The sequence below is a fragment of the Prosthecobacter sp. genome (assembly GCF_044222345.1).
Taxonomy (GTDB): Bacteria; Verrucomicrobiota; Verrucomicrobiia; order Verrucomicrobiales; family Verrucomicrobiaceae; genus Prosthecobacter.
Genome location: NZ_JBGANL010000011.1, coordinates 79,574 through 104,848 on the forward strand (window position 1 = coordinate 79,574; position 25,275 = coordinate 104,848).

The 25,275-nt window shown below is 60.3% G+C and carries 22 protein-coding genes; 12 read left to right on the forward strand and 10 right to left on the reverse strand.

Features of this window, described 5'->3' with window-relative positions; all coding sequences use genetic code 11:
* The first annotated feature begins 1 nt into the window (after window position 1).
* Window positions 2-379 carry a fluoride efflux transporter CrcB gene (crcB, locus tag ACILSL_RS08585; RefSeq protein WP_395731594.1) on the forward strand — a complete coding sequence of 126 codons (378 nt, stop codon included), beginning with the start codon at window positions 2-4 and terminating at the stop codon, window positions 377-379.
* 5 nt (window positions 380-384) lie between these two features.
* On the opposite strand, the gene ACILSL_RS08590 is transcribed toward crcB, so the two are convergent.
* From ACILSL_RS08590 to ACILSL_RS08615, 6 genes are all read right to left on the reverse strand, one after another.
* Complete coding sequence (locus ACILSL_RS08590) at window positions 385-696, reverse strand: KH domain-containing protein (protein WP_395731595.1); 312 nt, start codon at window positions 694-696, stop codon at window positions 385-387.
* A gap of 6 nt (window positions 697-702) precedes the next feature.
* Window positions 703-954: a 30S ribosomal protein S16 gene (rpsP, locus tag ACILSL_RS08595; RefSeq protein ID WP_395731596.1), complete on the reverse strand. Its 252-nt coding sequence runs from the start codon at window positions 952-954 to the stop codon at window positions 703-705.
* Window positions 955-1,052: 98 nt separating this feature from the next.
* The gene (locus tag ACILSL_RS08600; RefSeq protein WP_395731597.1) at window positions 1,053-2,504 is read right to left on the reverse strand and encodes a DUF1501 domain-containing protein; all 1,452 of its coding nucleotides are present in this window, start codon (window positions 2,502-2,504) and stop codon (window positions 1,053-1,055) included.
* A gap of 7 nt (window positions 2,505-2,511) precedes the next feature.
* The gene (locus ACILSL_RS08605) at window positions 2,512-5,856 is read right to left on the reverse strand and encodes a DUF1553 domain-containing protein (RefSeq protein WP_395731598.1); all 3,345 of its coding nucleotides are present in this window, start codon (window positions 5,854-5,856) and stop codon (window positions 2,512-2,514) included.
* Complete coding sequence (locus tag ACILSL_RS08610) at window positions 5,853-6,557, reverse strand: FadR/GntR family transcriptional regulator (protein WP_395731599.1); 705 nt, start codon at window positions 6,555-6,557, stop codon at window positions 5,853-5,855. The genes ACILSL_RS08605 and ACILSL_RS08610 overlap by 4 nt, the downstream gene beginning before the upstream one ends.
* A 69-nt stretch (window positions 6,558-6,626) precedes the next feature.
* Entirely contained in the window at window positions 6,627-7,403 is a 777-nt protein-coding gene (locus ACILSL_RS08615; RefSeq protein ID WP_395731600.1) for an SDR family oxidoreductase, read from the reverse strand.
* 103 nt (window positions 7,404-7,506) lie between these two features.
* Between ACILSL_RS08615 and ACILSL_RS08620 the strand changes: the two genes are divergently transcribed.
* On the forward strand, window positions 7,507-8,226 hold the full coding sequence (locus ACILSL_RS08620) for a hypothetical protein (protein ID WP_395731601.1): 720 nt from the start codon (window positions 7,507-7,509) through the stop codon (window positions 8,224-8,226).
* Window position 8,227: 1 nt separating this feature from the next.
* Here the strand turns inward: ACILSL_RS08620 and ACILSL_RS08625 are convergent, their stop codons facing one another.
* A complete protein-coding gene (locus ACILSL_RS08625) occupies window positions 8,228-11,413 on the reverse strand; it encodes a PVC-type heme-binding CxxCH protein (RefSeq protein ID WP_395731602.1) in 3,186 nt (1,061 codons plus the stop codon).
* Window positions 11,414-12,010: 597 nt separating this feature from the next.
* On the opposite strand from ACILSL_RS08625, the gene ACILSL_RS08630 reads away from it, so the two are divergent.
* Window positions 12,011-12,451, forward strand: coding sequence for a DUF5069 domain-containing protein (locus tag ACILSL_RS08630; RefSeq protein WP_395731603.1), 441 nt, complete (start codon window positions 12,011-12,013; stop codon window positions 12,449-12,451).
* An 856-nt stretch (window positions 12,452-13,307) separates the two neighbouring features.
* On the opposite strand, the gene ACILSL_RS08635 is transcribed toward ACILSL_RS08630, so the two are convergent.
* Window positions 13,308-13,607, reverse strand: a complete 300-nt coding sequence (locus ACILSL_RS08635) for a hypothetical protein (RefSeq protein WP_395731604.1) — start codon at window positions 13,605-13,607, stop codon at window positions 13,308-13,310.
* Window positions 13,608-13,633: 26 nt separating this feature from the next.
* Here ACILSL_RS08635 and ACILSL_RS08640 point away from each other — a divergent pair, with 26 nt between their 5' ends.
* Window positions 13,634-13,954 carry a hypothetical protein gene (locus ACILSL_RS08640; protein WP_395731605.1) on the forward strand — a complete coding sequence of 107 codons (321 nt, stop codon included), beginning with the start codon at window positions 13,634-13,636 and terminating at the stop codon, window positions 13,952-13,954.
* Window positions 13,955-14,072: 118 nt separating this feature from the next.
* Here the strand turns inward: ACILSL_RS08640 and ACILSL_RS08645 are convergent, their stop codons facing one another.
* Window positions 14,073-16,460 (reverse strand): serine/threonine-protein kinase, encoded by a 2,388-nt coding sequence (locus ACILSL_RS08645; RefSeq protein WP_395731606.1) that lies wholly within the window; start codon window positions 16,458-16,460, stop codon window positions 14,073-14,075.
* A gap of 142 nt (window positions 16,461-16,602) precedes the next feature.
* Between ACILSL_RS08645 and ACILSL_RS08650 the strand changes: the two genes are divergently transcribed.
* Both ACILSL_RS08650 and ACILSL_RS08655 read left to right on the forward strand, forming a co-directional pair.
* Window positions 16,603-17,493: an RluA family pseudouridine synthase gene (locus tag ACILSL_RS08650; RefSeq protein ID WP_395731630.1), complete on the forward strand. Its 891-nt coding sequence runs from the start codon at window positions 16,603-16,605 to the stop codon at window positions 17,491-17,493.
* 231 nt (window positions 17,494-17,724) lie between these two features.
* Window positions 17,725-18,084: an arsenate reductase family protein gene (locus ACILSL_RS08655; protein ID WP_395731607.1), complete on the forward strand. Its 360-nt coding sequence runs from the start codon at window positions 17,725-17,727 to the stop codon at window positions 18,082-18,084.
* A 28-nt stretch (window positions 18,085-18,112) separates the two neighbouring features.
* Here the strand turns inward: ACILSL_RS08655 and ACILSL_RS08660 are convergent, their stop codons facing one another.
* Window positions 18,113-19,315 carry a serine hydrolase domain-containing protein gene (locus tag ACILSL_RS08660; protein ID WP_395731608.1) on the reverse strand — a complete coding sequence of 401 codons (1,203 nt, stop codon included), beginning with the start codon at window positions 19,313-19,315 and terminating at the stop codon, window positions 18,113-18,115.
* Window positions 19,316-19,404: 89 nt separating this feature from the next.
* On the opposite strand from ACILSL_RS08660, the gene ACILSL_RS08665 reads away from it, so the two are divergent.
* The 6 genes from ACILSL_RS08665 to ACILSL_RS08690 all read left to right on the forward strand — a co-directional run bounded on the left by ACILSL_RS08665 (window position 19,405) and on the right by ACILSL_RS08690 (window position 25,271).
* Window positions 19,405-19,854, forward strand: coding sequence for a cupin domain-containing protein (locus ACILSL_RS08665; RefSeq protein ID WP_395731609.1), 450 nt, complete (start codon window positions 19,405-19,407; stop codon window positions 19,852-19,854).
* Between the two features lie 28 nt (window positions 19,855-19,882).
* Window positions 19,883-20,260 carry a hypothetical protein gene (locus ACILSL_RS08670; RefSeq protein WP_395731610.1) on the forward strand — a complete coding sequence of 126 codons (378 nt, stop codon included), beginning with the start codon at window positions 19,883-19,885 and terminating at the stop codon, window positions 20,258-20,260.
* Between the two features lie 330 nt (window positions 20,261-20,590).
* On the forward strand, window positions 20,591-21,607 hold the full coding sequence (locus ACILSL_RS08675; RefSeq protein WP_395731611.1) for an AAA family ATPase: 1,017 nt from the start codon (window positions 20,591-20,593) through the stop codon (window positions 21,605-21,607).
* Between the two features lie 56 nt (window positions 21,608-21,663).
* Entirely contained in the window at window positions 21,664-22,083 is a 420-nt protein-coding gene (locus ACILSL_RS08680; protein ID WP_395731612.1) for a DUF4288 domain-containing protein, read from the forward strand.
* A gap of 46 nt (window positions 22,084-22,129) precedes the next feature.
* Window positions 22,130-23,080, forward strand: a complete 951-nt coding sequence (locus tag ACILSL_RS08685; RefSeq protein WP_395731613.1) for a DUF58 domain-containing protein — start codon at window positions 22,130-22,132, stop codon at window positions 23,078-23,080.
* A gap of 136 nt (window positions 23,081-23,216) precedes the next feature.
* Window positions 23,217-25,271 (forward strand): vWA domain-containing protein, encoded by a 2,055-nt coding sequence (locus tag ACILSL_RS08690; RefSeq protein WP_395731614.1) that lies wholly within the window; start codon window positions 23,217-23,219, stop codon window positions 25,269-25,271.
* Window positions 25,272-25,275: the final 4 nt, after the last annotated feature.

Genomic DNA, 25,275 nt, shown 5'->3' on the forward strand with positions numbered 1-25,275 from the left:
TATGAAGAACATCCTTCTGATCTTTCTCGGTGGCGGCTTCGGTTCGGTGCTGCGGTATGGCACCGTCATCGGCATGGCGCGTCTGCTGCCAAAGGCCGTCTTCCCCTGGGGAGTCCTCGCGGCCAACATCCTCGGCAGTTTCATTCTGGGCTTCCTCTTTGCCCTGCCTGCCATGAAGGAAAAAGGCAGCGGCCCGTGGCTGTTTGCCGCCACAGGCGTGCTTGGGGGCTATACGACCTTCTCCACGCTCGCGAACGACTCGTGGCTGCTGCTGCTGAACCAGCATTCCTGGCTCGCGCTGCTCAATGCCATTGGCAGCATCCTGCTGGGGGTCACCGCCGCAGCCTTCGGCTGGTGGGCAGGCAGCAAGTTGGCCTGATCAGCTCACGCTTCGGCGTGAGTAGCGTCTTCAGCCGCTGCTGCGGCTTCCGCATCGTCTTCACGTGCGGACCCTACTTTGAGGGAAATCTTGATCCCATGCTTGGCGGCTGCTGTGTTCAATAGGGAGCGGATCGCACTGATCGTCATGCCGTTTTTGCCGATAACATGGCGCACATCTTCCGGCGCTAGCTGTACGCGATAAGCCACGGCACCGTTGATATTAGTGCCGATGGCAATGGTCGCCTGCTGCGGGTGGTCGATCAAATTCGCCACCACATAAGAGAGGAACTCGCGGAGGGCTTCCGGCGCGTCCATGGCTGCTTATGCCGGGACTGCGGCTGCGGCGTGCTTGATCAGGCTCTTCACGGTGTCGGAAGGCTTGGCTCCTTGGGAGATCCAGGCATTGACACGGTCAAGCTTCACGATGGCACCTTTGACGCCCTTCTGCGGGTCGTAGGTACCAAGGATTTCGAGGAAACGGCCTTCTTTTGGGAAGCGTTGGTCAGCCGCAACAATACGGAAGACTGGACGGCCTTTTTGGCCTTCTTGACGGAGACGGAGAACAACTGCCATGGTACGTGTACGGGAATGGGGTCAGATTTTGGGGAGGCGCATGGTGGAGACTTTGAGAAGGAAATCAAACGTTTTTTCCCCCTCATTCTCAGGTCGGCTCATGCCAGCACGTCTTTGAGCACGTGCCCATGGACGTCCGTCAGCCGTCTTTCGATGCCGTTGTTGTAGTAGCTCAGGCGCTCGTGGTCGATGCCCAGCAGGTGCAAAAGGGTGGCATGCAGGTCGTAAATGGTGCTCACGCGCTCGGCCGCCTTGTAGCCAAATTCGTCGGTGGCCCCGTAGCTGAAGCCCTTTTTCACCCCGGCACCCGCCAGCCAGACCGTGAAGCCCTTCGGATTGTGATCACGCCCATTCGCCCCCTTCTGAAAGGTCGGCATGCGGCCAAACTCTGTCACAAACGCCACCAGCGTGTCCTGCAGCAGTCCCCGGGCTTTCAAATCCTTCAGCAGTCCGGCCACGGGCTGGTCCAGGATCGGCCCATGCACCGAGTACTGCTGCTCAATGGTCTTGTGCCCGTCCCAGTTGCCCACGCCCTCGCCCATGGCGTAGGAGCCGTTGAAAAGCTGCACAAACCGCACCCCTCGCTCGATCAGGCGCCGCGCCAGCAGGCAGTTCTTGGCGAAACCTGCTTTCGTCTCGTTGCTGTCGTTCACACCGTACAGATCCAGCGTGGCCTTGCTCTCGTTCGACAGGTTGCCGACCTCTGAAGCCGCGATCTGCATCCGTGCCGCCAGTTCGTAGGACGAAATCCGTGCAGCCAAGTCGCTGTCCGCTGGATGCTCCTGCGCCTGTTTCTGATTGAGCAGATTCACAAAAGCACGCGTGTCCCGGTCTGCCGTCTCGCTCACACTCGCGGGGCGCATCAGATTCGGGATCGGCTTGCTGGCGTTGAACGCTGTGCCCTGGAATGCTGCAGGCAGAAAGGCCGAGTTCCAGTGCCGTGGGCCGATCTGCGGCACGCCACGCGGATCTGGGATCGCCACAAAGGCCGGCATGTCATCGCACTCGGAGCCCAGCGCATACGTCACCCAGGAGCCCATGCCGGGGAATCCATCGAGAATGTACCCCGTGCTCATCTGATTCTCCGCCGGTCCGTGCGTGTTCGACTTCGCCGTCATCGAATGGATGAAGCACATGTCATCCGCGAAGCCGGCAATGTTCGGCAGCAGGTCGCTGATCATCTTGCCGCTTTGTCCGCGCGGCTTGAACTCCCAGATGGGTTTGACGAGGTTCCCCTGCGCCCCTTGGAAGGTGATCAAATCCGCGGCTCCTGGCAGCGGCATGCCGTGCCGTTTCACCAGCTCAGGTTTGTAATCAAACGTGTCCACATGGCTCAGTGCTCCGGAGCAGAAAATGACGAGCACGTTCTTCGCACGCGGCTCAAAATGTGGAGGTCTCGGCGAGTAGGGATGCGCCGGATCAATACGCGGGCGAATGGGGTCATTTGCCAGCAGTCCCTTCTGCGCGAGCAGTGAAGTCAAAGCGATGCTGCCCAGCCCGCTGACGCCTTGATTGAGAAAATTCCGACGAGATAAAAGATGGTTTTGCATAACAGGATCAATACAGGGTCATGAACTCGCTCGTGTTGAACAGCGCGCGGCAGAACATCGCCAGCCCGTGTTGTGAGATGAGCTGTGTGGAGGCAGCCAGTTCGTCCGCATTCGGCTCGCGCTGGTAGGCCAGTTGAAAGGCCCGCTTCACCTGTGCCGCAGCGTCCTTGCCCGCGTCCTTTTCGATTCGTGTGGCCAGCAGTTCGCTCTGCTGCATCGCAAAGGTGCTGTTCAGGAAATTCAGCGCCTGCAGCGGCGTCGTGCTTGAGGTGCGGCGCGGGGCGATCTGCCCGGCATCCGGCACATCGAACGCACCAAACGTGTCATCAAGCTGCACGCGTGGCTTGCTCTGGTACACCATGCGCCGGAACGTGTCGGGACCAAACTCCTGCTTCGACTGATACACCTTCACGTAGTTGTCATTCGGCACAAAGAGATCAAAGCCGGGCCCGCCCATCGTCAGATCCAGCACGCCACTCACAGCCAGGATCGTATCGCGCAGGGGCTCCGCTTCGAGCCGCCGTGTCGGAAAGCGCCACAGAAGCCGCGCGCCCGAATCCGCCAGCATTCCGGCATCATTCGCAGCGCTCGACTGCCGGTAAGCCGCTGAGTTCATGATGAGCCGGTGCATCTCCTTCATGCTCCAGCCGCGCTGCATGAACTGTGCGGCCAGCCAGTCGAGTAGTTCCGGGTGTGATGGTTTGCCGCCATTGAAGCCGAGATCGCTCGGCGTATCGACGATGCCCGTGCCGAAATGATAGTGCCAGATTCGGTTCGCCATCACCCGTGACGTCAGCGGATTCTGCGGATTGGTCAGCCACTTCGCCAAAGCCATGCGCCGTTCGGCTTCGGGTGTGTCTTTGGGCAGGTCCAGTTTCGCGCCGATCTGGGTCAGTGCCCCTGGCGTGATTTCTTCCTGCGGTGTCATCGGGTCGCCACGCTGCAAGCGGAAGGTCGGCCCCGGCTGCTCAAACTTGCCCAGGTAGGCCATGGGGAAGCTTGTCATTTCCTTCAGTCTGCGCTGCAGCACCGCACGCTGCTCGCTGTGCTTCTTCACCTCGGCGGCGTTGTCTGCCGAGACTCCGCTCAAGGTCGGAATGTCACGAATGCGGTCCCGGTACTCCACGCCCAGCCGGTCAGCCGATGAAGCCACCGCCTGCCATGTTTTCCCGTCCAGAGAAGTCTCAATCACATAATCCGTGGCGAGACGATCTTCATAGACCTTGCCCTTCTTCTCTCCGCGATCCCGGCTCCAAACCACGCTGCTGATGCTTTCCTCACGCGGCAGTTCGATCTGCAACCAGCCCTTGCCCGCATTCTTGGAAATCCAGCTCTTTGCGTTGCCATACAAACCATCGTTGGCATGTGCGATCTGGTGGATCGGATTCGCGCCATCGCTGAATACATCCGAAGCGGTGACTTTGGCTCCGTGCTTCGCCAGCGCAACATTGCGCGGCTGCTTCCCGGTAGAAAAAACTTCCAGCTCATCAATGCAGGGCTGCCCGCCAGTCGTCCCATGAATCGTGAAGCGCACAAACTTCGCCTTCACTGCATCAAAGCTCTCTCGGTTCGCCAGATGTGTCACAGGCGCGCGCAGATGCGGCTGTGATGCAGGCTGGGTCCCGTCCGCTGCTTCAAACAGCACCGCATCCGCCACGGTGGGCCCGCCGAGTTTGCCGCTGCGCAGGATGAGGATGGAATCCTTCGTCAGCGCATACGTTCCGGCATACTTGAACCCGCTCCAGCGCTTCTGTCCCGGGATCGCTCCACTGCCGTCGGCAAACCTGCTTTGATCCACGCTGGCGATTTCCTGCTGGTCCCCCTTGGTGATCGCATCGCCATCCAGATCGAGGATGTAGCGCGCATCCTTCGCATGCGTGGTCCACGCTCCCCATGAAAGCCAGATGCGCTGTTTGCCTGAGACACGCGGATTCCACGAGAAGAAATCCTGCGCGGCGGCATCCTTCTCCGCCTTCCAGTAGCGGTAGCTTTCGCCGAGATTGGGCAGGCGTGTTGCATCTCCCGGATCTGCTGCCTGGCCCAGCTCTGTGCCTGGAGAATACTCGATGGGCTTGCCATTCGTAGGCTGCTCGATCTGCACGCAGCCGATCGCATCTGGCTTGGTTGGCGGCGGCAGGTCATCATCCACCAGCACACGTTTGGTCAGCTGCGCACGAGGTTGGAAGCGCGCGAGCGCCGCATCCACCTTCGCGATTTCCGTCCGCACGCCTTCGGCTTGCTTCAGTCGTTGTTCAGCATCCGCCGGGCGCAGTTCACGCTCCGCATGCTGCACGCCCTCAAAAATGGCGCGCACGCGATAGTAGTCGGTCTGCAAAATGGGATCAAACTTGTGATCATGGCAGCGTGCGCAGCCAATCGTGAGCCCCAGAAAAGTACTGCCCGTGGTGCTCACGAGGTCATGCATTTCATCCGCCCGTTGATTCGCCCGCAGCACCGGGTCCTGGCCCTTCACCTGATCCCAGGAACCCGCCACAAGAAATCCCGTGCCTTCATCCATGCCCAGCTGATCCCCGGCGATCTGCTCACGCACAAACTGGTCATACGGCTTGTCCTCATTGAATGCACGAATGACGTAATCACGATATGGCCACGCATTGGGCCGCACACGGTTCATCTCAAAGCCATGGCTTTCCGCAAAGCGCACCACATCCAACCAATGCCGTGCCCAACGCTCGCCGTAGCGTGGTGAGGCCAGCAGGCGGTCGATCAAGCTCTTAACAGCCGCTGTTTGGTCCCGGCTGAATTCCTTTTCAAAAGCCGCCGCTTCTTCTGGCGTCGGCGGCAGTCCAGTCAGGTCAAAGCTGGCGCGGCGGATAAACGTACGGGCATCTGCTGGCGCATTCATCGTGAGGTTTTTCTCCTTCAGCTTTTCCGCAATAAACTCGTCGATGGATGCCAGCTTCGATGTCTTCAGCGGCAGCAGTGACCAGTGCGTGACATCCCCCTTGGGCTTCTCCTTGAGCACAATCTCCTGCGGCCACGCCGCGCCCATGTCGATCCAACGTTTGATGAGATCGGTTTCGGCGGTGGAGAGCGCGGGCTTCTTCTTCGGCATCTCCGCCTTCTCACCCGCCGCTTCCGGCACGATCATCGTGTAGAGGGAGGACTCTGCAGATTTGCCCGGAACCAAGGCCAGGCCGTCGTCTCCGCCTTTGAGCACCTCGGCCAGCGTGCTCATGTTCAGGCCGCCTTTGGTCGTCACGTCGTTGTGACATTCCACGCAGTTCTTCACCAGGATTGGGGCCACCTGCTCATGAAACAGCTTGGCTGCATCCGGTTCGACAGCGAGGGCGCTGGTGCTGAACAAAAATAAGTAGGGAAGTGATTTCATGCTGCTTTCTTGGCTTTTGGCAGGGCCAGATCGGTTTCGGCGGTGATGAGATGCTCACGCATGGCTTTCGCTGCGGCGGTGGGATCGCGTTTCTCAATGGCGTTGAGCACCGCTGCATGCTGACGCACTGCATTGTCAGTCGAGGTGCGGCTGTAACCATGCTGGAGACTTGTTTGAATCAGTTCGGAGAGCGAATGCAGCAGCAGGTTCGCAATCTGATTGCCCGATGCCGCCGCGAGCTCCCGGTGAAATGCCATGTCTGCCTCCACCGCTGTCTCAAAATCCTGCGTCTCTGCCAGTTCCTGCAATGCCGCGCGCAACCGGCAAATCTGCGCTGGAGTGGCGTTCTCAGCCGCCAGCCGCGCATTCTCCGGCTCCAGCATGAACCGCACCTGGATGAGCTGTCGCAGCCGCTCTTTGTCATCCGGAATCAGCAGCGCCAGAGACCCGTTCAGCGGCTTGTGCAGCTTGTCCACCACCTTCGTGCCCACACCGTGCTTCACTTCCAGGAGGCCTTGCAGTTCCAGTCGCTTCGTCGCCTCACGCACCACCGGCCTGCTCACACCCAGCTTCAGCGCCAGATCCCGCTCGGGCGGCAGCCAACCGTCGCCGCCGCTGCTGTGATCACGAATTTCCGATGCGATACGCGCACACACCTCCTCGACGAGGCTGCGCTGAGGTTTGATGGATGAAAAAGCCATGTGGTTAGAGGTCTTACCACTGGCTTAAACGGGGGCGTTTTTGCGATTCTATCGCTGGGGATTCAAATCTCAGATCGTCTGCGAAGAATACCCGCCATCCACCACCATCTCATGGCCGGTGATGAAGGAACTGCCGGCACCTGCGAGCAGCAGCGCTGCGGCCACGAGTTCCTTGGCTTCGCCAAAGCGGTTCATCGGCGTGTGGCCCATGATCTTGGCGACGCGGTCGGGCGTGAGTACTTTCTTGTTCTGCTCGGCAGGGAAGAAGCCGGGCACCAAGGTGTTCACACGGATGCCAAGAGGCGCCCATTCACGCGCAAGGTTCTTGCTGAGATTATGCACTGCGCCTTTAGACATGGAGTACGTGAACACGCGGCTCAGCGGCAGCAGGCCGGACATGGAACCGAGATTGATGATGGAGGCTGGCACCTTGTGATCCACGAAGTATTTGCCGAACACCTGACAGGCCAGGAACACGCCCTTGGTGTTGATGTTCATGATCCGGTCGTATTCCTCTTCTGGAATATCGAGGAAAGGCGTGGCAGAATTCACGCCCGCACCATTGATCAGAATGTGGCAGCCGCCGGAACGCTCCAGCACCTGATCCAGCAGAATCTGCAGGTCGGCTTTGCGGCTGGCGTCAGCGGAAACGAAGTAGGCCCGTCCGCCTGCGGCTTGAATGGTCTCCAGGCGCTTGTCGGCCTTGGACTGGTCCCTCCCGACGAGCACGACCTCCGCCCCCGCCGATGCATAGCCTTCGGCAATCGCACCGCAGAGTTCGCCTGTGCCGCCGATCACGACAGCGGTTTTGCCTTGAAGAGAGAAGAGTTCGAAAATGGAGGACATGGTGAGAGGCGCATCTATGGCGTGTCATCCCGCCGCCGCAAGCAGGCTGTCTCGCCACTTTCGTCATCTTGACACCCTGCCCGGGGTGCTCTCACGTACATGCATGCCTTGGGGCCACATCCTGACCTTCCTTGCCGGCGTCCTCATCGGCGCAGCGTCGATTGTGATCTGGAAGCTCCTGCGTTTCGCTGCAGATTTGCGTGCGGCACGGCATGCGCTGGCAAGTTTCGTCTATCCCGAATGCGGTCTGGCGGACGAAAAGGCCCATGCAGCCGTCGAGGCCTGCAAAAACCGCCTGCGCTGGCAGAAGAACCTCAATCCCGAGTGGCTGCCGCCTCTGGTGGATGAAGTGCCGAAGCTGGTGCGCGAGATCGCGGCCATCTACCATCCCGGCAAAGCGGAGGCGCTGCTCGCCCCCGGTCTCAGCCAGTTCTCCCGTGCCGTGCATCTGGCTGCCATGGATGTGGCGGACTTTTTGCAAACTCGCTCCATTGGACGCCTTGTGGATGTCAGTGCCAGCACAGCGCTGAAAACCTGGGAAATGACCCACAAGATCGCCACGCACGAGAGGCTGCAGACGGCCAACAAGTGGTACAAGCGCCTGCTGCCCTACTGGCAGGTGCTGCGCTTCAAATCCCCCATCATGTGGGCTGGCATGGCCGTCTCCAATGTCGCCGCCCGCACTCTCCAGCCTGCCGTGATCGACATCATCGCGAAGCGGGCCATCGACCTCTACAGCGGGCGTCTCGGTAAAAATTCCGGCTCGCCTTCGGCTGTCCCTGTGCCGATGCTGGAAGAAGAACTGCCGCCGGGGCCGATGTGATTTACTTCTTTTTGCCCTTCAGTGCAGCCAGATACGCCACCACGTCACGAATCTGGGGTTTGGTGAGGATGCCGAGCATGGGGGGCATGACGGTCATGGGTGGGGTGATGGTGGCGATTTGGTCGCGGGGGATGTTCTGTGTTTTGCCATCAGGGAGCTTCAAAGTGACATGTTTTGCGTCTTCTTTCCCTAAAACGGCGGATTGAGATTTGCCGTCTTTGGTGGTGAGGGTGACGAGGCCATAGCCGGGGGCGATCTGGGCGAGGGGATTGAGGAGGGATTCGAGGATGTATTTGCGGTCTTTCTGGCTGCCGATGGTTTTGAGGTTGGGGCCGACCTGGCTGCCTTCTTTGGCCTCCACGGTGTGGCAGGCGATGCAGTTGGCGCCGAGGTTGTTGGTAACGATGTCTTTGCCGCGGGTGGCGTCGCCGCCTTCGAGGAGTTCCGTTGCACCCAGTTGCAGGGAAGCGATTTTGAGTTTCAAAGATTCGCGGGTGGCGGCGGCTTCGAGGATGTCGAGCAGGATGGCGGCGGGGGCTTTGTTGTCGATGAGGCGGTCCAGCCATTGGGTGATGACGGTGTCATCTTTGGACGTGGAAAGGAGAGAGAGTGCAAGCTGCTGCGAGGCAGTGTCACCGTCGGCAAGGACGGCGGCGGCTTCGGTGATGGCGCGGTCGGGCTGGTGGGTGAAGAGCTGGCGCAGGGCTTCGCGGCGGAGTTCAGCGGGGGAGGTTTTGGCGAGGGAGAGGTCGAGGGTGGTGGCGAACTCGGGTGTGGCAGCGTGTTGCGAGGCCATGAGTTTCAGTGCTTCTGCGCGCAAGGTGCTGCGAGCGGTGGCATCTGAGATGATCTGCTGGAGAACGGGAGCGGCGACTTGCAACTGGAGCTGGGTGAGGAGTTCGACGGCTTTGGCTTTGAGTGCGCCGTCCTGGATGGCGAGGAGGGCGTTGAGGTGGGGTTGCAGCAAATTGGCGAAGGCTTTGGCATCGCGTGGCGCGGTTTGGTGAGCCATGCCGTCGATGCGGTCGAGGCGTGGGGGATTGGTGAAGGTGAGGAGGACATCCAGTGCTTCTGCTTGCAGCGGGTTGCGCTGTAATGCGGTTTTGATGATGGGTTCGGCGATGCCGAGGCGGAGGCAGGCGTTGAGGCCGCGGCTGGTCTGGCGGGTGGTGAGCTTGGAGAGGGCGGCGGGGATGCCGGTGTCGTCGTGGATGGCGCGTTCGGCTTCGGCGGCGAGGGTCGGATTTGTGAGGAAACCGGCAACGCGTGGCGATTTTTGGCGGGCGAGTGCAAGGAGGCAGCAGAGGGACTGCTTGTCGTTGGTGTGTTTGGCGAGGGTGGCTTCATCGGCACAGCCGGCGAGGCCGGTGACGATGGCGTGGCGCATGTAGGGATCGGCGCTTTCTTTGGTGGCAAGGTTTAGCAAGGCTGTGACAGCGGTGGATTCTTGAAGCTTGCCGAGGGAAATGGCGGCGTGAAAGCGCACGCGCTGGGAGGGATGGGCAAGGAGTGGAACGAGGGGCGCGCCGGAGGTTTTGATGTCGCCGAGCATTTTGAGGACATTCGTGACAATCTCTGTGTCGGATTCGGCAAGAAGCGGGGTGAGAGCGGTGGCTTCGACTTTTTTGGCGCGCATGCCCTGGCCGAGACCCCAGATGGCGTGGATGCGGGCGAGCTGGGCGGCCTTTTTGTCGTGGGCTGTTTTTTGCAGCACGGTGTAATCACCTCTTTTGACTAGGGTGAACTGGGCGTGGAGGCGGACGCGTTGGTCGGGATGGGAGAGGTGGGTGGCGTCGAGGTTGTCGGAATTGAGGAGTTTGTTTGTTTCCTGGCGCTCGGTGCTGTTTTTTCCGGTGGGGTCGTCGGCGAACCAGATGGCGCCCTTTTCATCGAGGGGGTAGCCGCCGTCCCAGTCGGCGATGATGAGTTCGCCGGTGGGAGAGAGGGCGAGGCCGATGCCCATGAGGCCGGAGTGGATGAGGCGCTCGTTCTGCATCTTGAAGGTGCTGCCGGAGGGGACGATCTGGAAGGCGGTCATCTGACCGGAGGGGAACTGGTCGAGGATAAAGTGGCCGCGCAGTGAGGCACCGAGGGCGGTGCCGGGTTCGTGGATGAAGCCGGCGGGGCCGTTGGAGTAGTTGGCCAATGGTGGAGTGATGAAGAGGGGCTGGCCGGGATGGGCGGGCTGCCAGATGCCGTCGCGCATCCAGCGACTGTCGGCTTTCTGATACTGGTGGCTGCAGCGCCAGCCGGAGTCGCTGCGCTCGGTGATGTAAACGAAGCGCTCGCGCTCGCCGGGGAGGTCGGCGTCGTTGTCCACGCCGAACATGTTGCCGAAGTCGTCGAAGGCGATTTCCTGCACGTTGCGCAGGCCGTGGGCGAAGACTTCGAAGTTTGTGCCGTCGGGCTCGCAACGGAGGACGCAGCCTTCGTGGGGGTAGTAGAAGTGTTTGCCTTCCTTGCTGGTGACGTTGGCACCTTTGTCTCCGATGCTCCAGTAGATGCGGCCATCGGGGCCGACGCGGGGGCCGTGCATGTCGTGGCCGGCGTAGGCGATGTGCATGCCGAAGCCGTGGGCGACGATCTCGCGCTCGTCGGCGACGCCGTCGTCATTGGTGTCGCGCAGGCGGACGAGGTCGGGGGCGACGGTGACATAGACCCAGCCGTCGTGGTAGAGGATGCCGGCGGCGATGCCGGTGACGACGCTGTTGAAGCCTTCAGCGAAGACGGTCATTTTGTCGGCGGTGCCGTCGTGGTCGGTGTCGCGGAGCTGGTAGATGCGCTCGCTGTGAACGGTGAGGTCCTTCCAGTCGATGGAGCCGTCTTTGTTGTGGTCGGCGAGGCCGCCGCGAGGGAGGCGTGTTTTGCCGGGGGCGAGCTCGCGTTTGAGGAAGGCTTCTTTTTCATCGACGCTGGTGAGGGCGACGTCATCGGGGATCCATTGGGTGTGCTCGCGGATGTCGAGGTCGGCGACTTTGCGGCGGGTGGTGGCGGAGACGTAGATGCGGCCCTGGGGATCGACGGTGACGGCGACGGGGTCGGGGACGTTGAGGGTGCCGGACCAGCGGTGGAGTTCGAGGGGGGATTTGATGGGAGCCGCCTTGGGTGCCTTGGCGGGCTTTTCGTCAGCGGCGAGGCAGGGGAGGGCGAGGAGAGTGGCCAGCGTGAGGGAAAGGGGGCTTTGCATGCAGAGGGGGGACGGGGTAAATTTATGATTTACGATCTATGATTTCAGAGTGTTTGGCTTCGACTGTCTTGCAGGCTTGGCGGGAGTGGCCGGAGGGGTTTAGGGACGTTCGTTTTTGCCGCAGAGGAGCGGAGAGGCAGAGGGAGCAGAGGTGGGGAGGGGGATGGGAGTTTATGGTGGTTTACGATTGTTGACAGTGGTTGACGGTTGTTTTTTGCCGGAGTTCCGGAGGAGCAGAGGGGATGGCCGAAAGAGTGGAAAGAGGAGGAAAAAGGGGAGGGGATGGTTGGCCGGAGTTCCGGAGGATTGGCCGCAAAGAGGCGCAAGAGGGGCGCAAAAAGGTGAGGAGGGAAAAGAAGGTGATGAGTCGAAAGTTGGGGAGGAGATTTTAAAACGCGAATGGGCGCGAAGGGCCGCGAATTTTTTGGAATGGGGATTGGGAGGTGTGAAAAAATTGCGGGTGTTTGAGGGATAATTGGCTCAAAAAATGTGGATGGAGCGTTTGTTCTTGCTGCTGCTGCGAGGGGCCGTCAAAGTCGGGGGCTCGTTCGCTGTTGCGAATGGTCACTGAATCAAAATCCAACCTACATTCTAATCATGAGCCAGATTGTTCCTCTTATCAGCTCCGGCATCGCCGGTCCCCTTGGTGTTCTTCATCTTCCGCGCCTGTGGCAGAAGGCTTCCCTGGCTGCGGCGGGCAAGCTGCATGCTGATTATCCGGGCATTGGCTGCGGGTATGACCAGATGACGCTGGATGCGCTGGGCATCAACATCGAGACGTTCAAGGCGTTCATCGCGACGAAGCCGAGCTATCCGCAGCTTGAGAGCTGGATCAAGGCGCAGCCGGGTGTGAACCTGACGAAGGGCAACATTTTCAAGCACAACCAGGCGATCTCGGGCTATATCCACAGTGATGAGACGCGGAAGACGATTCTGGATGCGGATGGCATCGCGGATGACGGCAGCGTGAATCCAGGTGCGGTGGATCTGAACAACCTGGACGACTGGCACATCTTCTGGGCGCAGGAGATCAAGTAACCGTGATGCGGTGAAGTGAAGTTTTGAGAACCCCGTTTGTCGTGAGGCAGGCGGGGTTTTGTTTTGGGAGCCGGAGGGGTGGCCGCAATCCGTTCTTCGCTAAAGCTACGAAGGACAGGAGGGGCGCAAAAAGGGGGTGAGAAAAAATGCAAACCCGACTGCTTGATGAGTGCTGGTGCCGGGTCGTGAATGGAACGAGACTTTTTAACCGCTGATTTGACGCTGATGAAACGCTAATGAAGGCATTCAGAAAATGCCGGATTTGGGATGGTGATTGCTGCAAATGAGCGCCTTTGGCCGTGGAGGACGAGCTGTGATCGTGCGGCGGTGTTGTGAAAGGCAAGGGAATGGATTGGCAGAGGAATGGACTGAATTCAGGCCTTGGGAAGGTCAAAAATTTGTCAAGAATTTGCACCCTGACCCCATCTTGAGGCCGTTCAGAATTTTTGGATTAAGCTTGGTGAACTCGTGGCTGAGTTTGATCCTGCTGCTTAACCCGCCAGGGTGGCTGGCTGCAAAGGTGCAACGAAGGGCCATCCGATGAACTCTGTGAAGATCCCGATTCAGCAGAGTCTACAGGCACCGCCACTATACGTTTTGCGCGGCGATGATGGAGCGGATGACCGTGTGAGAACAGCCTCTGGAGAAGTGATGGCAAGAGCCTTGCAGCCATCCCGAAATGGGTAGCCAGCCAGAAAAGAGAGACGGCCCGGCTTCCCCTGAAAGTCAACCGGGACTACGACGCAGATGAGAACAGGGCTGGAGTTCCACTGGCTCTACACACGTCTGCCAACTTTTTGCCGAGACTGACGCGGGTGCCGCGAAGGTGGGTATTTTGGATGCTCCCGCCCGTTTTTCAATCCCACATAGTTACGATGCCGCGCTCGTCCAAGGCGAGCGAGCTTTGACCGCAGCGGGGGCACATTTCGTTTTTGTTCCAGAGCTTGATGGGGTGGAGGCTGCTTTTTTCGCAGCGGGGTTTGATGCGGCGGGCGGGCACAGAAACACGGCATTTCTCCACTGTGGCATCCTGCAGAGTGTCACAGGTTTTGCAGTAGATGGTCGTCGTGGCTGCGATCATTCCGCAGTCCTCGCCACCGGAGACATGCCCCTGTAGGCCGCAGGCCGGGCAGGTGAAATCTTGGAGCATTCCCATGGTGTGTTAGTTGGTGGAGGGGGGGGATGGATCATGCGAATCAGCTTCATCCAGGCTGCGGCAGATTCACTTTTGACGGTTCAGTAAACGGCATCCGGTTCGGTGTTTCACATGAGCTGCACTTCTTCGGAAGTGAGGCCGTAGGCTTGGTTGATAAGGTCGCTGAGGCTGCGTTCGAGCTGGAGCATTTCGGCGGCGAGAGCGCGGGCGGGGGCGATGCTGCGGGTGTGCTTGGCACGAAGGACTCCGAGACTGGCGGCTGTGATCGGCTGGCTTTTGTCACGGGGCTTTTCACTTCGGCGATGCTGGCGTCGGAATCGAGTACGTTCAGGGATGCGAGTTTCTGACTGGGCTTCTCGATGGCGTATTCCACTGGCTTCCCTCTTCGCTAAAGCTACGAAGGACAAGAAAGCCTGAACTACGAACGAATGCGGCGGAGCAGGGAGGATTGCTCGCACTACTTTCTTAGATGCCGGCGGCCATGACTTTCATCCAGCGCATGCGGAAGGAGGAGTTTTCTTCCATGAGCTGGGCGGCGATGGTGGTGGAGAGCTGGAGGAGGCCGGTGAGGCGGGCGAAGGCGGCGGTGTTTTCCTGACGACGGTAGTAGTCGGTGGAGTCGGTGACCTGGGAGCCGAGGGATTGGGCGATCTCGATGAGGGTCTCGGGGGTGAGGCTTTCGAGGGGGAGGGTGAGGGTGCCGCGATCAAGGCTGACGCTGATCTGGGTGCCGGCGGCGTTGCAGGTGATTTTGCCGGTGAGCTGGCCGCCTTCGCGACGGGTGATGGTGCCGGTCCAGCCTTTGGTGGTGAGATCGGTGGTGAGCTGGCGGATGAAGTCGCGGGACTGGGTGTAGAGGTAGAGGCGGCCGTCGAGGGCGGTGCGGACGTCTGCGGTTTCGAGGCGGGTGCCGCTGAGGAGGTCGATGGCGCGGGTGTAGTCGTAGCCCTGGACGAGGGAGGGGACGAGGGCGTTGACTTCGGCAAGGAGCTCGAGATCGGCCTGACGGTGCTTTTGGTCTTCCTTCATCTGGCGCTGCTGCTCTTCGAGGGTCATGCTGGAGATCTCACGCTGGTAGCTGGTCTCGAGGTCGGTGAGGAAGCGGAGGAAGGCGCCGCTGGTCTTGAGGTTTTTGCGGGTCTGCTGGACTTCGGCGAGGGCGGTGCGGAGCTCTGGGATGGTGCCTGAGCGCTTGGGCTGGAGGGCGCCGCGGACGAGGGCGAAGTCGGGCTTGTAGCGGTCTACGAGGGGGCTGTAGAGGGTGAGCCACTCGAGGGTGGCGGCGGAGGCGGCTGTGGGGGGCTGCTGGGTTTCGGCGAGATGTTTCTGGAAGTGCTCGAGCTCCTGGGCGCCGAGGAGGGCATCTCCGAAGTGCCATTCGGCGAGGCCGTGGACGAGGTAGCCGAGGATTTCTTCGTTGGTGGTTTTGTAGTCGAGGGAATGGAGCGGGGTGCCGAGGCCGAAGTCGTGGGACATGCGGTCCTGGATTTTGGCGAAGAAGGGGGCGAGGCCGTTGAGATCCGGGGTGGTGGCGAGCTTGGCGAACTGGTCTGCGGCGTCTTTTTTGCGATCGAGCATGATGCTGCAGAGGGCGGCATTGAAGCGGGCCCAGTTGGCGGTGGGCTGGAGGACGTCTTTGGATTTGGCGAGGGTGACGAACTTGTCTTCGGCGGTGGCGTACTGGCGGCCTTCGAGCATGGCCTGGCGGGCCTCGGTGAAGCGCTCGGAGACGGTTTTTTTGTTGGCTTTGTCTGCGGTGAGGGTGACGCCGGAGCCGTCGAGCTCGCGTTCATTGGCGGTGGCGAGCTGGATGGCGCGGACGTTGCGGCGCTCTCCGCCTTCGCGGAGGAGCCAGCCCATGCCGTAGGCGATGATGATGGCGGCGGCGATGAGGCCGATGAGGCGGGTGCGGCGATTGACGAGGCGGCGGCGGACGCTGCCGCGATCGAGGAGGCCTTCGGCGAGGCGCATTTCATCGACGACTTCGGAGTAGTTGGCGAAGCGGTCTTCGGGATTGAAGGAGAGCATGCCATTGATGACGTGCTCTGTGCGGGGGGAGAAGCGGAGGCCGGACTCGCCAAGGGTGACGCGCTTGGACTTGATGCGGCGGAGGTCTTCGATGGCGCTGGTGTCCGCCTTGTGGGGCGGATTGCCGGTCATGGCGTGATAGAGGGTGGCGCCGAGGGAGAAGATGTCGCTGCGGTAGTCTTCTTTGTTTTCGATGACTTTTTCGGGGGCGACGTAGTAGGGGGTGGCCCACATTTCGCCGGACTGATCGCCGCCGCGATCGACGAAGAGGGCGAGGCCGAAGTCCACGACTTTGGCGGTGCCGGTCTCGGTGAAGAGGATGTTGGCAGGCTTCACATCCCGATGGATGAGGGTGAGCTGCTGGGCGGCGCGGAGGCCTTCGGCGACTTCACGGCCGATGCGGAGGGCTTCGTCTTCTTTGAGGTGGCCTTCGCGGCGGATGCGCTGCTCAAGGGAGCCGCCGCCGACGAGCTCCATGGCGATGTAGAAGTAGCCCTGGTCATAGCCGACGGAGTAGAGCTTGATGACGTTAGGGTGCGTCACATTGGCGGTGATGTGGGCTTCGCGGCGGAACTGCTCGAGGCGGATGGAGTCGCGGGAGTACTGGCGGTTGAGGATTTTGAGGGCGACGCGGCGGCCGAGGGTTTCGTCTTCGGCCTCGAAGACGCGGCTCATGCCGCCTTCGCCGATCTGGCGGACGATCATGAACTGATCGAAGCGGCGGCGGACGCGGACCATCTGGCCGCAGAAGGGGCACTTGAGCTTGGTGAAGGGCTCCAGGGAGGTGACATCAATCTGCTTCTGACACACCGGGCAGGTGCTCAAAAAAGACTGTTCTGGAGGGGCGAGAATCAAGGGGGACGAGTGTTGTCAGTAGCAGGGACGCATTCGATATGCCAGAAATTACAGTTTGCCTTATTAATTCGAATGTTGAGTTTATGCGGTGGATTGGCTCATCAGTGAAACAGTGGATATAGGAGATCGTTTCGACAAACACCTCGCGAGGCGTTTGCCGGATATGTCGCGCTCGCGATTGCAGGACCTGATCAAGGAGGGACACGCAACGCTGAACGGGAAGGCGGTCAAGGCTGGGGCGACGCTCAAATGCGGGGATGCGGTGAGTCTCACGGTGCCGGATGTAGCGGAAGTGGAGATCAAGGCCCAGAACATTCCTTTGACGATTTTGTATGAGGACAGCGACATCGTGGTGCTGGACAAGGCATCGGGGCTGGTCGTTCATCCGGCGGAGGGAAATCCGGACGGGACGCTGGTGAATGCGCTGCTGCACCACATCGAGGATCTGAGCGGGATCGGTGGGGAGATGCGGCCGGGGATCGTGCACCGTCTGGACAAGGACACGAGCGGCTGCATGGTGGTGGCGAAGCATGACATCGCGCACCGGCGGCTGACGGAGGCGTTTTCAGAGAGGCGGATCTCGAAGATCTACCTGGCGGTGGTGAACGGGGTGCCGAAGGAGGAGAGCGGGCGGATCGAGACGTCGATCGGGCGGCATCCGGTGGACCGGAAGCGGATGAGCAATCTGCTGGACGGGGCGGGGAAGAATGCGGTGACGGAGTGGAAGCGGCTGGCGGTGGACGAGGGCTGCGCACTGATCCAGTGCCGACTGCTGACGGGGCGGACGCACCAGATCCGGGTGCATATGCGGGAGTCTTTGCAGTGTGCGATTTTGGGCGATCCGATCTATGCGAATCCGACCAAGCAGCGGGTGCGGGTGCCGCGGCTGATGCTGCATGCGTGGAGGCTTTCGTTTAACCATCCGATCAACGACAAGCCGATGGCGTTTGAGGCGAAGGTGCCGGAGGAGTATGGGCCGTGGATGAAGCTGGTGGTGGGGTAGGCTGGATGCTGGGGCGCGATCAGGAGATGGTTTTTGGCAGGGGAATGGAGAGCAAGGGAATGACGAATGAGTCAATCCGAATGACGAAACAATGGCAAACGACGAAGCCCGAACGACGCCGCGAAATGGCGGCGTGAAGCTGCAAGTTTTGTCATCGGGACTTTGTCATTCGAATTGGCAATGACTCAATCTGCGCTTCTCTCAAAGGCAGGATACAACCTCATTTACACCATGCTCAAAGTTTACGCTTATTCCGGATGTTCGACGTGCAAGAATGCGATCAAGTGGCTGAAGGGCAGGGGGATTGCTTTTGAGGAGATCGCGATCCGGGAGACGCCGCCGAGTGTGGTGGAACTGAAGGGGATGCTGGCGGCGTACGAGGGGGATGTGCGGCGGCTGTTTAATGTGTCGGGGATGGACTACCGGAGCTTGGGGCTGAAGGACACGCTGCCAGGGATGAGCACGGAGGAGGCGCTGGGGCTGCTGGCGGGGAATGGGAATCTGGTGAAGCGGCCGTTTGCGGTGGATGCGGGGAAGAAGGTGTTTTTGGTGGGGTTTAAGGAGGGGGAGTGGGAGAAGGCGCTGCGGTGAGAGCGCGTTGGAGAGTTGAGTGAACTTCTCAGGGCTTAAGCCATGTGGCAGCAGCCGTTTCCTGGAATGCCTGGCGCATGGGGGAGGCATCGCCGTTCTTTAATCCGGCGCGTTGGATGAGGAGGATGTAGATGGATTTGGTGACGGGATCGATCCAGCCCTGGGTGCCGTGAGCGCCGCCGTGGCCGAAGGTGCCGGGACTGAGCATGGCGGTGACGCCGGTGGGCTGGCGCACGATGTGAAAGCCCAGCCCCATGCCCATGCCTTCGGTGAAGCTGGCCTTGAGATCGCCGGTTTGATTGGTGGTCATCTGCTGGAGCGATTTTTCGGAGATGTAGCGCCTGCCGTCGGCTTCGCCGCCGTTGAGCACCATGGTGTAGAATTTGAGGAGATCTGCGGCTGTGGAGAAGAGTCCGCCTGCGGCCAAGGGAGAGCGTTTTTTATTGGAGTAGGGTGCGGTGAGATAGCGGATGGTGGTGGGCTCCAGGCCTTTGCCGTCTGCCGAGGGCTGGTAACTGGTGGCGAGACGTGCGAGCTGCTTTGGGTTTGGCCAGAAGGTGGTGTCGTGCATGCCGAGGGGGTGGAAGAGACGGGTCTCCATGAACTTCGCGTAGTCCTGGCCGCTGACGACTTCGATGATGCGGCCGAGGGTGTTGATGCCGGGATTGCAGTAGGACCATTTGGAGCCGGGTTCGAACTGCAGCGGGGAGAGCGCATAGGTGATCACGGCTTCCTTCAAGGTGAGGACGTCCAGGGCGTTGGCGTCGAGCGGTGAATTGCTGACGAGGCCGCTGGTGTGCGTGAGGAGGTCTTTGATGGTGATGGGGCGTGCTGGTTTGACGAGCACGGTTTGGTCCTTGGTTTTTTCCTTGAGGAGCATCTGGCCTTTGAACTCGGGCAGGTGCTTCATGACGGGGTCGTCAATGCTGAGCTTGCCTTCGTCCTGCAGCATCATGACGGCCAGCGCGGTCATGGGTTTGGTCATGGAGGCGATCCAGAAGAGGCTGTCCTTGGTCATGGGGGACTGGGACGCGATGTCACGCAGGCCGACGGCTTCTTCGCTGACGACTTTGCCGTCGTGGTAGAAGAGAGTGACCGCACCGGAGAGGGAGCCGTCTTTGACGAAGGCCTCCATGCTTTCGCGGATGGGTTTGGCGGCGGGCTTGACCTCGGCGTGGAGGTGGAGGGACAGCGAAAGCAGCAGGCAGGCGGCGAGGCGGAGCGTTCTCATGGTGGAAGGAGTGTACGTCAGAATGGCGGTGGTATGTCAATGGGTTGCGAGCTTGGTGGGTTGCGCTAGGGTCGCGGGATATGAGTACCATGAATGAGGCAGTGCCTGTCATCACCCAGCCCGGGCAGGGCCGGGGGATGGCGGTGTTTGGAGATCAGGTGGAGTTTGTGATCACGGGGGCGCAGTCGGGCGGCCGTTTCACTCAGTGGATCGAGACGACGCATCCGGGTGGCGGACCGCCGCCGCACTACCACACGCGGGAGGATGAGAACTTTTATGTGATCGAGGGCAGTGCGGAGTTTTTTCAGGACGGGCAGTGGACGGCGGTGGTGCCGGGAACGGCGGTGTTTATGCCGAAGGGGGTGGTGCATTGCTTCCGTAATGCAGGGCAGACGCCGCTGAAGATGCTGATCACGACGGTGCCGTCGGGTTTTGAAAACTTCTTTGACCGGTGTGCGGTGGAGTTTGCGAAAGAGGGCGGACCTGATATGGGACGTCTTGTGGAGATCGCCGGCGAGCACGGCATCTTCTTTGTGTAACCGTAACTTCTTTTTTTATCTCTGATTCATGTTCAAGACCGGCCAGCAAGTTGTCTGCATTGATGATCAATTCGATCCCTGGGTTTTTGATCTTTATAAGTCCCTGCCCAAGAAGGATGAGATTTACACGGTGCGCGCGCTGAGGGCGGGGAGATCGAACCCGCAGTTTGTGGTGAATGACGACGCGGAGATCAAGCTGGCGGGGGCGGAGTTTGACCTGCTTCTGCTGCTGAAGGAGCTGAATAATCCGGATGATCCGCATTCGAGTGTGAAGCAGGAGCTGGGGTTTAGGTCGGAGAGGTTTGCGCCGTTGCTGGAGCAGACGGAGGAGGTGGAGGAAGAGGAGCTGATTGGCGTGGGCCACGGGGAGAAGACGTGGGAGCCGGAGCCGGCGTGGTCGAAGTGAGGACTGTGCGTGAATGGCAAGGTGAGAGGGACTGCAAACTGGGAACTGAAAACTGAGAATTGTAAATTGGCCGGAGGCGTGCGGCGGGGCTGAGGGCCGTCGCTGCTGGTGGGCTTGGGATGCGGTGGATTGCTGGGTTTGCTTTCCAGATGGTGTGCGCAGAAACCCAGGGCGGTGCCCTGGGCTACGATAGGTCGCACCTTTGGTGCTGATGAATTGTGCGATTGAGCTGTTCCGCGGCTGCTGAGCGGTCGCTCGTACCAATCTTGTGTTCCTGCGTGGTGGATGAAAACTTGGCATCGTGGGCGCTGTTTGATACAAACACACTCCATGAGCGCTCCTTCTGACCTTCCGCCGTCATCTGCCACTCTTACTGAACGCCAGATCGTCGAGATGCTCTCTACGGCGCGGCAGCGTTTGTTTGCGGAGGTGGGGAAGGTGATTGTGGGGCAGCAGCATGTGATTGATGAGATGCTGATCGCGCTGCTGAGCGGGGGACATTGTTTGATCACGGGGGCACCGGGGCTGGCGAAGACGCTTCTCATTAAGACGGTGGCGGATGTGTGCCATCTGAGCTTTCAGCGGATTCAGTTTACGCCGGATTTGATGCCTTCAGATATTACGGGGACGGAAATTTTGGAGGACAGCCCGGAAGGGAGAAAGCTGGTGTTCAGCCGGGGGCCGGTGTTTGCGAACATGATTCTGGCGGATGAAATCAACCGCACGCCGCCGAAGACGCAGGCGTCTTTGCTGGAGGCGATGCAGGAGCATCAGGTGACGGTGAACGGGAAGACGATGCCTCTGCCGGAGCCGTTCTTTGTGCTGGCGACGCAGAATCCGATCGAGCAGGAGGGGACGTATCCGCTGCCGGAGGCGCAGCTGGACCGCTTCATGCTGAACATCGTGATCGACTACCTCAGTGAGGACGATGAGGTGGCGGTGGTGACGAAGACGACGGCGGGCAAGGGCGAGCCGGTGCAGCGGCTTTTTACCGGAGAGGAGCTGCTGGCGTTTCAGCAGGTGGTGCGGAAGGTGCCGATCGCGGAAGATGTGGCGCGGTATGCGGTGCGGCTTTCGGCGGCGTCACGTCCGGGGCGTGAAGGTGTGCCGGATTTTGTGAACCAATGGGTGAGCTGGGGCGCGGGCACGCGTGCGAGCCAGAACCTGGTGCTGGGGGCGAAGACGCGGGTGCTGCTGCATAACCGGACGCATGTGACCGTGGAGGACATTCGGGCGATGGCGCTGCCGGTGTTTAGGCACCGTATTTTGGTGAATTACAAGGCGGAGGCGGAGGGGGTGACGGTGGAGAAGGTGATTGGGAAGTTGATTGAACACGTGAAGGCGTAGAGGTCAGAATGACGAATGAGTAAACCCGAATGACCACATAATTCCAAATGCCCGAAATGTCTTTTATCAAACCCAGAACGCCGGTGAGCCCAACCGGCTGGTGGCTTGCTGCCTTGATGGAGAGAAGAGAGCCTTCGGCATCACGCGTAGAAAATGGAGAAGGCTCGGCATCCCGCAAAGGTGTCGTGTATTGGGAAAACCATCTGCTCATTCGGGCAACAGATTGGCGTGAAGCATTCCATAAGGCTGTGGCGCTTGGGACTAGAAGTGCAGCCAATGGCAATGAAGCTTTTGATGATCGACCTACTTTTTTAGGCCTTACCGACTTGGTGCCGATCTTTGAACCATTCGAAGATGGCTCAGAAATTCTATGGAGAGAGTTCATCGCAGAAGATTCGGATGAGGAGCCATCCGTGTACACAGAGTCTGAATTGGCGGACATTTACGAACCAGACGAAAACCAGAACTCTCGATAGCTCGCTCGCAGTCTTCAAAACCAATCCTGTATCATTCTGAAATTCTGTGAATCCTGTCCCAACATCCCCCCGCAGTTCACAGGCCTCCTTTCTTGATCCTGCCGCGCTGATGCGCATCAAGTCGCTTGAGTTAAGGGCGAGGGTGGTGGTGGAGGGGCTTTGGAAGGGGATGCACCGGAGTCCGTATCATGGGTTCTCGGTGGAGTTCTCGGAGTATCGGGCGTATGTGCAGGGGGATGATCCGCGGTACATTGACTGGAAGGTGCTGGCGCGGAGTGACCGGACGTACATCAAGAAGTTTGAGGATGAGACGAACCTGCGGTGCCAGCTGGTGATTGATCATAGCAAGTCGATGGGGTTTGGATCGGCGGAGTACACGAAGGCGGATTATGCGGCGACGCTGGCGGCGACGCTGGCTTCGTTTCTGATGAAGCAGGGGGATGCGGCGGGGCTGACGACGTTTGCGGATGGGATTGAGGAGCACTTGCCGCCGAGGAATCGACCGGGGCATCTGCGGCGGATCATCACGGAGCTGGAACGGCCGGCGAAGGCGGCGGGGACGTCGCTGGCGGTGTCGGTGGGACAACTGGCGGAGTTGCTAAGGAAGCGGGGGATGATCTGCCTGATCACGGATCTGCTGGCGCCGGTGGAGCATCTGGAGAAGCAACTGGCGCTGCTGAGTGCGATGGGTCACGACCTGGTGTTGTTTCACCTGATGGACCGGGCGGAGATTGATTTCACGTTTGAGAAGTCGGCGTATTTCCGGGATGCGGAGACGGGGGCGGAGCGGTTCATTGATCCGCAGCTGGTGCGGGAGAACTACTTGAAGCGGCTGCAGGCGCATCGCGAGGCGGTGCTGCAGGCGACGGAGCGGCACAATGTGGAGTATCACTTTTGTCCGACGGACCAGCCGCTGGAGGAGGTGCTGTTCAATTTCCTGAGTGCGCGGCAGAGGAAGAAGGCTTCGAAGTCTGCGGCGGCTAGGGTGGCTGTGTGAAACCTTTCTCCTGCTCTTACTCTTACTTTTCTTCATTCTGCGCGGGCTGCATGTCGCCGGGAGGAAGAGTAGGAGTAAGAGGAAGAGGAGGATTCCGGCCTGAGTTAGCGTTTCACTTTTTGATCATTTAATCTGCATGTCCTGGCTCTTTCCACTCTACCTCGCTGGTGCCGCTGCGATCATCGCGCCGATTTTGCTGCACCTGAGACGCAGGCCACCGCAGGACCGGGTGGAGTTTAGCACGCTGATGTTTCTGGATGCGAGCACGCCGGTGCCGGTGAGCAAGAGGCGGCTGGAGAACTGGCTGCTGCTGGCGCTGCGGTGTCTGGCGCTGATCCTCCTGGCGCTGATGTTTGCGCGGCCGTTTTTGCAGAGTGAAAGTGCTACGGCCTCATCTGCCGACAGGGCGACGCTGATCTTGCTGGATCGCAGTGCTTCGATGAGGCGGGATGATTTGTGGAAGCGGGGGCTGGCGGAGGCGGAGCGGCTTTTTAAAGAGGCGAAAATCACGGACCGGATCGCGCTGGCGGTTTTTGACCGGGAACTCACGCAGGTATGGACGTTTGAGGAGGATCGCAACGCGCCGGCGAATCGCAGTGCGGCGCTGCAAAGCCGTCTGTCTGCGCTGGCGCCGACTTGGAGCGGCACGCAGCTTGATCGTGCGCTAATCGCAGCGGTGCCGTCGTTTGATGCGAGCACGGCGAAGCTGAAGAAGCGGATTCATCTCATCACGGATTTGCAGGAGGGGACGCACCTGGATGCGCTGCGCACGATTGCCTGGCCTGCGGAACTTATGCTCAACGTGCATCGGCTGGAGCCTGCGACGAATGACAATTTGTCGATTGCCCTGGCCGCGCGGGACGAGGAGGGGAATGCGGATGCGCTCATTCGCGTGCGGTTGAGCAACACGCGTGATTCGGCGCTGCGCGACTTCACGCTCGCGTGGGAGAAAGGCCCGCAGACGGACAGCATCACGGCGCAGATCCCGGCGGGGGCTTCGCGCATTCTCACGGCGCCGCCGAATTCCACGAGTGCGACGACGCTGACTCTCACGGGTGACCAATACGATTTCGACAACCGGCTGTTCATCGCCCCGCCGCAGCCGCGTGCGGTGCGGATTCACTTTTTGGGTGATGAGGCCACGAGGGATGAGGCTGCTGCGCCGCTGTATTATCTGGCACGAGCGCTGCAGCCCACGGCCACGCTGGCGCCGGTGCTCACGGCGGGGAAGGCGATGCCGGCGCAGAAGCCGGACGTGCTCGTCATCTCGGGCGCCACGGCGGCTGCTGGGACGCATGCCGCCTTGCGCGACTTTGTCAGTGCGGGCGGGTTTCTGGTGGAGGTCGTCTCTTCTTCTGCCGATGCAGCCCTGCTTCAAACGCTCACTGGGATTGCTGGCATCACCGTCAAGGACGGGGATGCCAATGACGACTACCGCATGCTGGCGGATGTCAAAACGGAGCATCCGCTGCTTAAGCCCTTTGGTGATCCGAAGTTGCGCGACTTTACCAAGCTGCGGTTTTGGAAGCATCGGCAGATCGAGGTCAAAGATGCGGGCAACAAGCTGGAAACTCTGGCGAGCTTTGACAACGGTCAGCCTGCGATCCTCAGCGCCCGCATCGGGAAGGGGACGCTCATTGTCATGGCTTCAGGCTGGCAGCCGAGTGACAGCCAGCTCGCGCTCAGCACGAAGTTTGTGCCGCTGCTGTATGGCTGGCTGGCGGCGGCTGGATTCAGCCATGATCCTGCTGCGACACTGCTGGTGGGGGAAGACCTGCCGCTGGATGCCGCTTCCGCGTACACCATCACGGAGCCGGACGGCAAGACGCACAGTCTCAAGGCTGGCGAGAGTTTTACCACGACTGGGATCGGGCTGTACAAGGTGCAAAGCGCCAGCCATACCCAGGTTCTCGCCGTCAATCTGCCGCCGGATGAAGGGCGTGTGCTGCCACTGGCCGCGCAGAGGCTGGCGGAATATGGCATCAAGCTTTCCAGTGCTGCTGACAGTGGTGCCGCCGGTGAAACCACGGACGAGCGGCTTACGGCGACTGACACGGAGCAGCGGCAGCAGTCGTGGTGGTACATTCTTCTCATGCTGCTGGCTGTTCTTGTGCTGGAAACTTGGGTGGCGGGGCGCGGCGGCTCTCCAAAGTGGTCCGCACAGTCCCTTGTGCGGGACTCCCCAGCTTGACTGG

What these genes read in the sequence shown, in the direction of transcription:
- ACILSL_RS08660 (WP_395731608.1), bottom strand. Translation starts at nt 19,315, where the DNA reads ATGAGAACGCTCCGCCTCGCCGCCTGCCTGCTGCTTTCGCTGTCCCTC.
- ACILSL_RS08615 (WP_395731600.1), bottom strand. Translation starts at nt 7,403, where the DNA reads ATGTCCTCCATTTTCGAACTCTTCTCTCTTCAAGGCAAAACCGCTGTC.
- crcB (WP_395731594.1), top strand. Translation starts at nt 2, where the DNA reads ATGAAGAACATCCTTCTGATCTTTCTCGGTGGCGGCTTCGGTTCGGTG.
- ACILSL_RS08600 (WP_395731597.1), bottom strand. Translation starts at nt 2,504, where the DNA reads ATGCAAAACCATCTTTTATCTCGTCGGAATTTTCTCAATCAAGGCGTC.
- ACILSL_RS08625 (WP_395731602.1), bottom strand. Translation starts at nt 11,413, where the DNA reads ATGCAAAGCCCCCTTTCCCTCACGCTGGCCACTCTCCTCGCCCTCCCC.
- ACILSL_RS08620 (WP_395731601.1), top strand. Translation starts at nt 7,507, where the DNA reads ATGCCTTGGGGCCACATCCTGACCTTCCTTGCCGGCGTCCTCATCGGC.
- ACILSL_RS08605 (WP_395731598.1), bottom strand. Translation starts at nt 5,856, where the DNA reads ATGAAATCACTTCCCTACTTATTTTTGTTCAGCACCAGCGCCCTCGCT.
- ACILSL_RS08640 (WP_395731605.1), top strand. Translation starts at nt 13,634, where the DNA reads ATGGATCATGCGAATCAGCTTCATCCAGGCTGCGGCAGATTCACTTTT.
- ACILSL_RS08670 (WP_395731610.1), top strand. Translation starts at nt 19,883, where the DNA reads ATGTTCAAGACCGGCCAGCAAGTTGTCTGCATTGATGATCAATTCGAT.
- ACILSL_RS08690 (WP_395731614.1), top strand. Translation starts at nt 23,217, where the DNA reads ATGTCCTGGCTCTTTCCACTCTACCTCGCTGGTGCCGCTGCGATCATC.
- ACILSL_RS08590 (WP_395731595.1), bottom strand. Translation starts at nt 696, where the DNA reads ATGGACGCGCCGGAAGCCCTCCGCGAGTTCCTCTCTTATGTGGTGGCG.
- rpsP (WP_395731596.1), bottom strand. Translation starts at nt 954, where the DNA reads ATGGCAGTTGTTCTCCGTCTCCGTCAAGAAGGCCAAAAAGGCCGTCCA.
- ACILSL_RS08665 (WP_395731609.1), top strand. Translation starts at nt 19,405, where the DNA reads ATGAATGAGGCAGTGCCTGTCATCACCCAGCCCGGGCAGGGCCGGGGG.
- ACILSL_RS08655 (WP_395731607.1), top strand. Translation starts at nt 17,725, where the DNA reads ATGCTCAAAGTTTACGCTTATTCCGGATGTTCGACGTGCAAGAATGCG.
- ACILSL_RS08630 (WP_395731603.1), top strand. Translation starts at nt 12,011, where the DNA reads ATGAGCCAGATTGTTCCTCTTATCAGCTCCGGCATCGCCGGTCCCCTT.
- ACILSL_RS08680 (WP_395731612.1), top strand. Translation starts at nt 21,664, where the DNA reads ATGTCTTTTATCAAACCCAGAACGCCGGTGAGCCCAACCGGCTGGTGG.
- ACILSL_RS08635 (WP_395731604.1), bottom strand. Translation starts at nt 13,607, where the DNA reads ATGGGAATGCTCCAAGATTTCACCTGCCCGGCCTGCGGCCTACAGGGG.
- ACILSL_RS08610 (WP_395731599.1), bottom strand. Translation starts at nt 6,557, where the DNA reads ATGGCTTTTTCATCCATCAAACCTCAGCGCAGCCTCGTCGAGGAGGTG.
- ACILSL_RS08675 (WP_395731611.1), top strand. Translation starts at nt 20,591, where the DNA reads ATGAGCGCTCCTTCTGACCTTCCGCCGTCATCTGCCACTCTTACTGAA.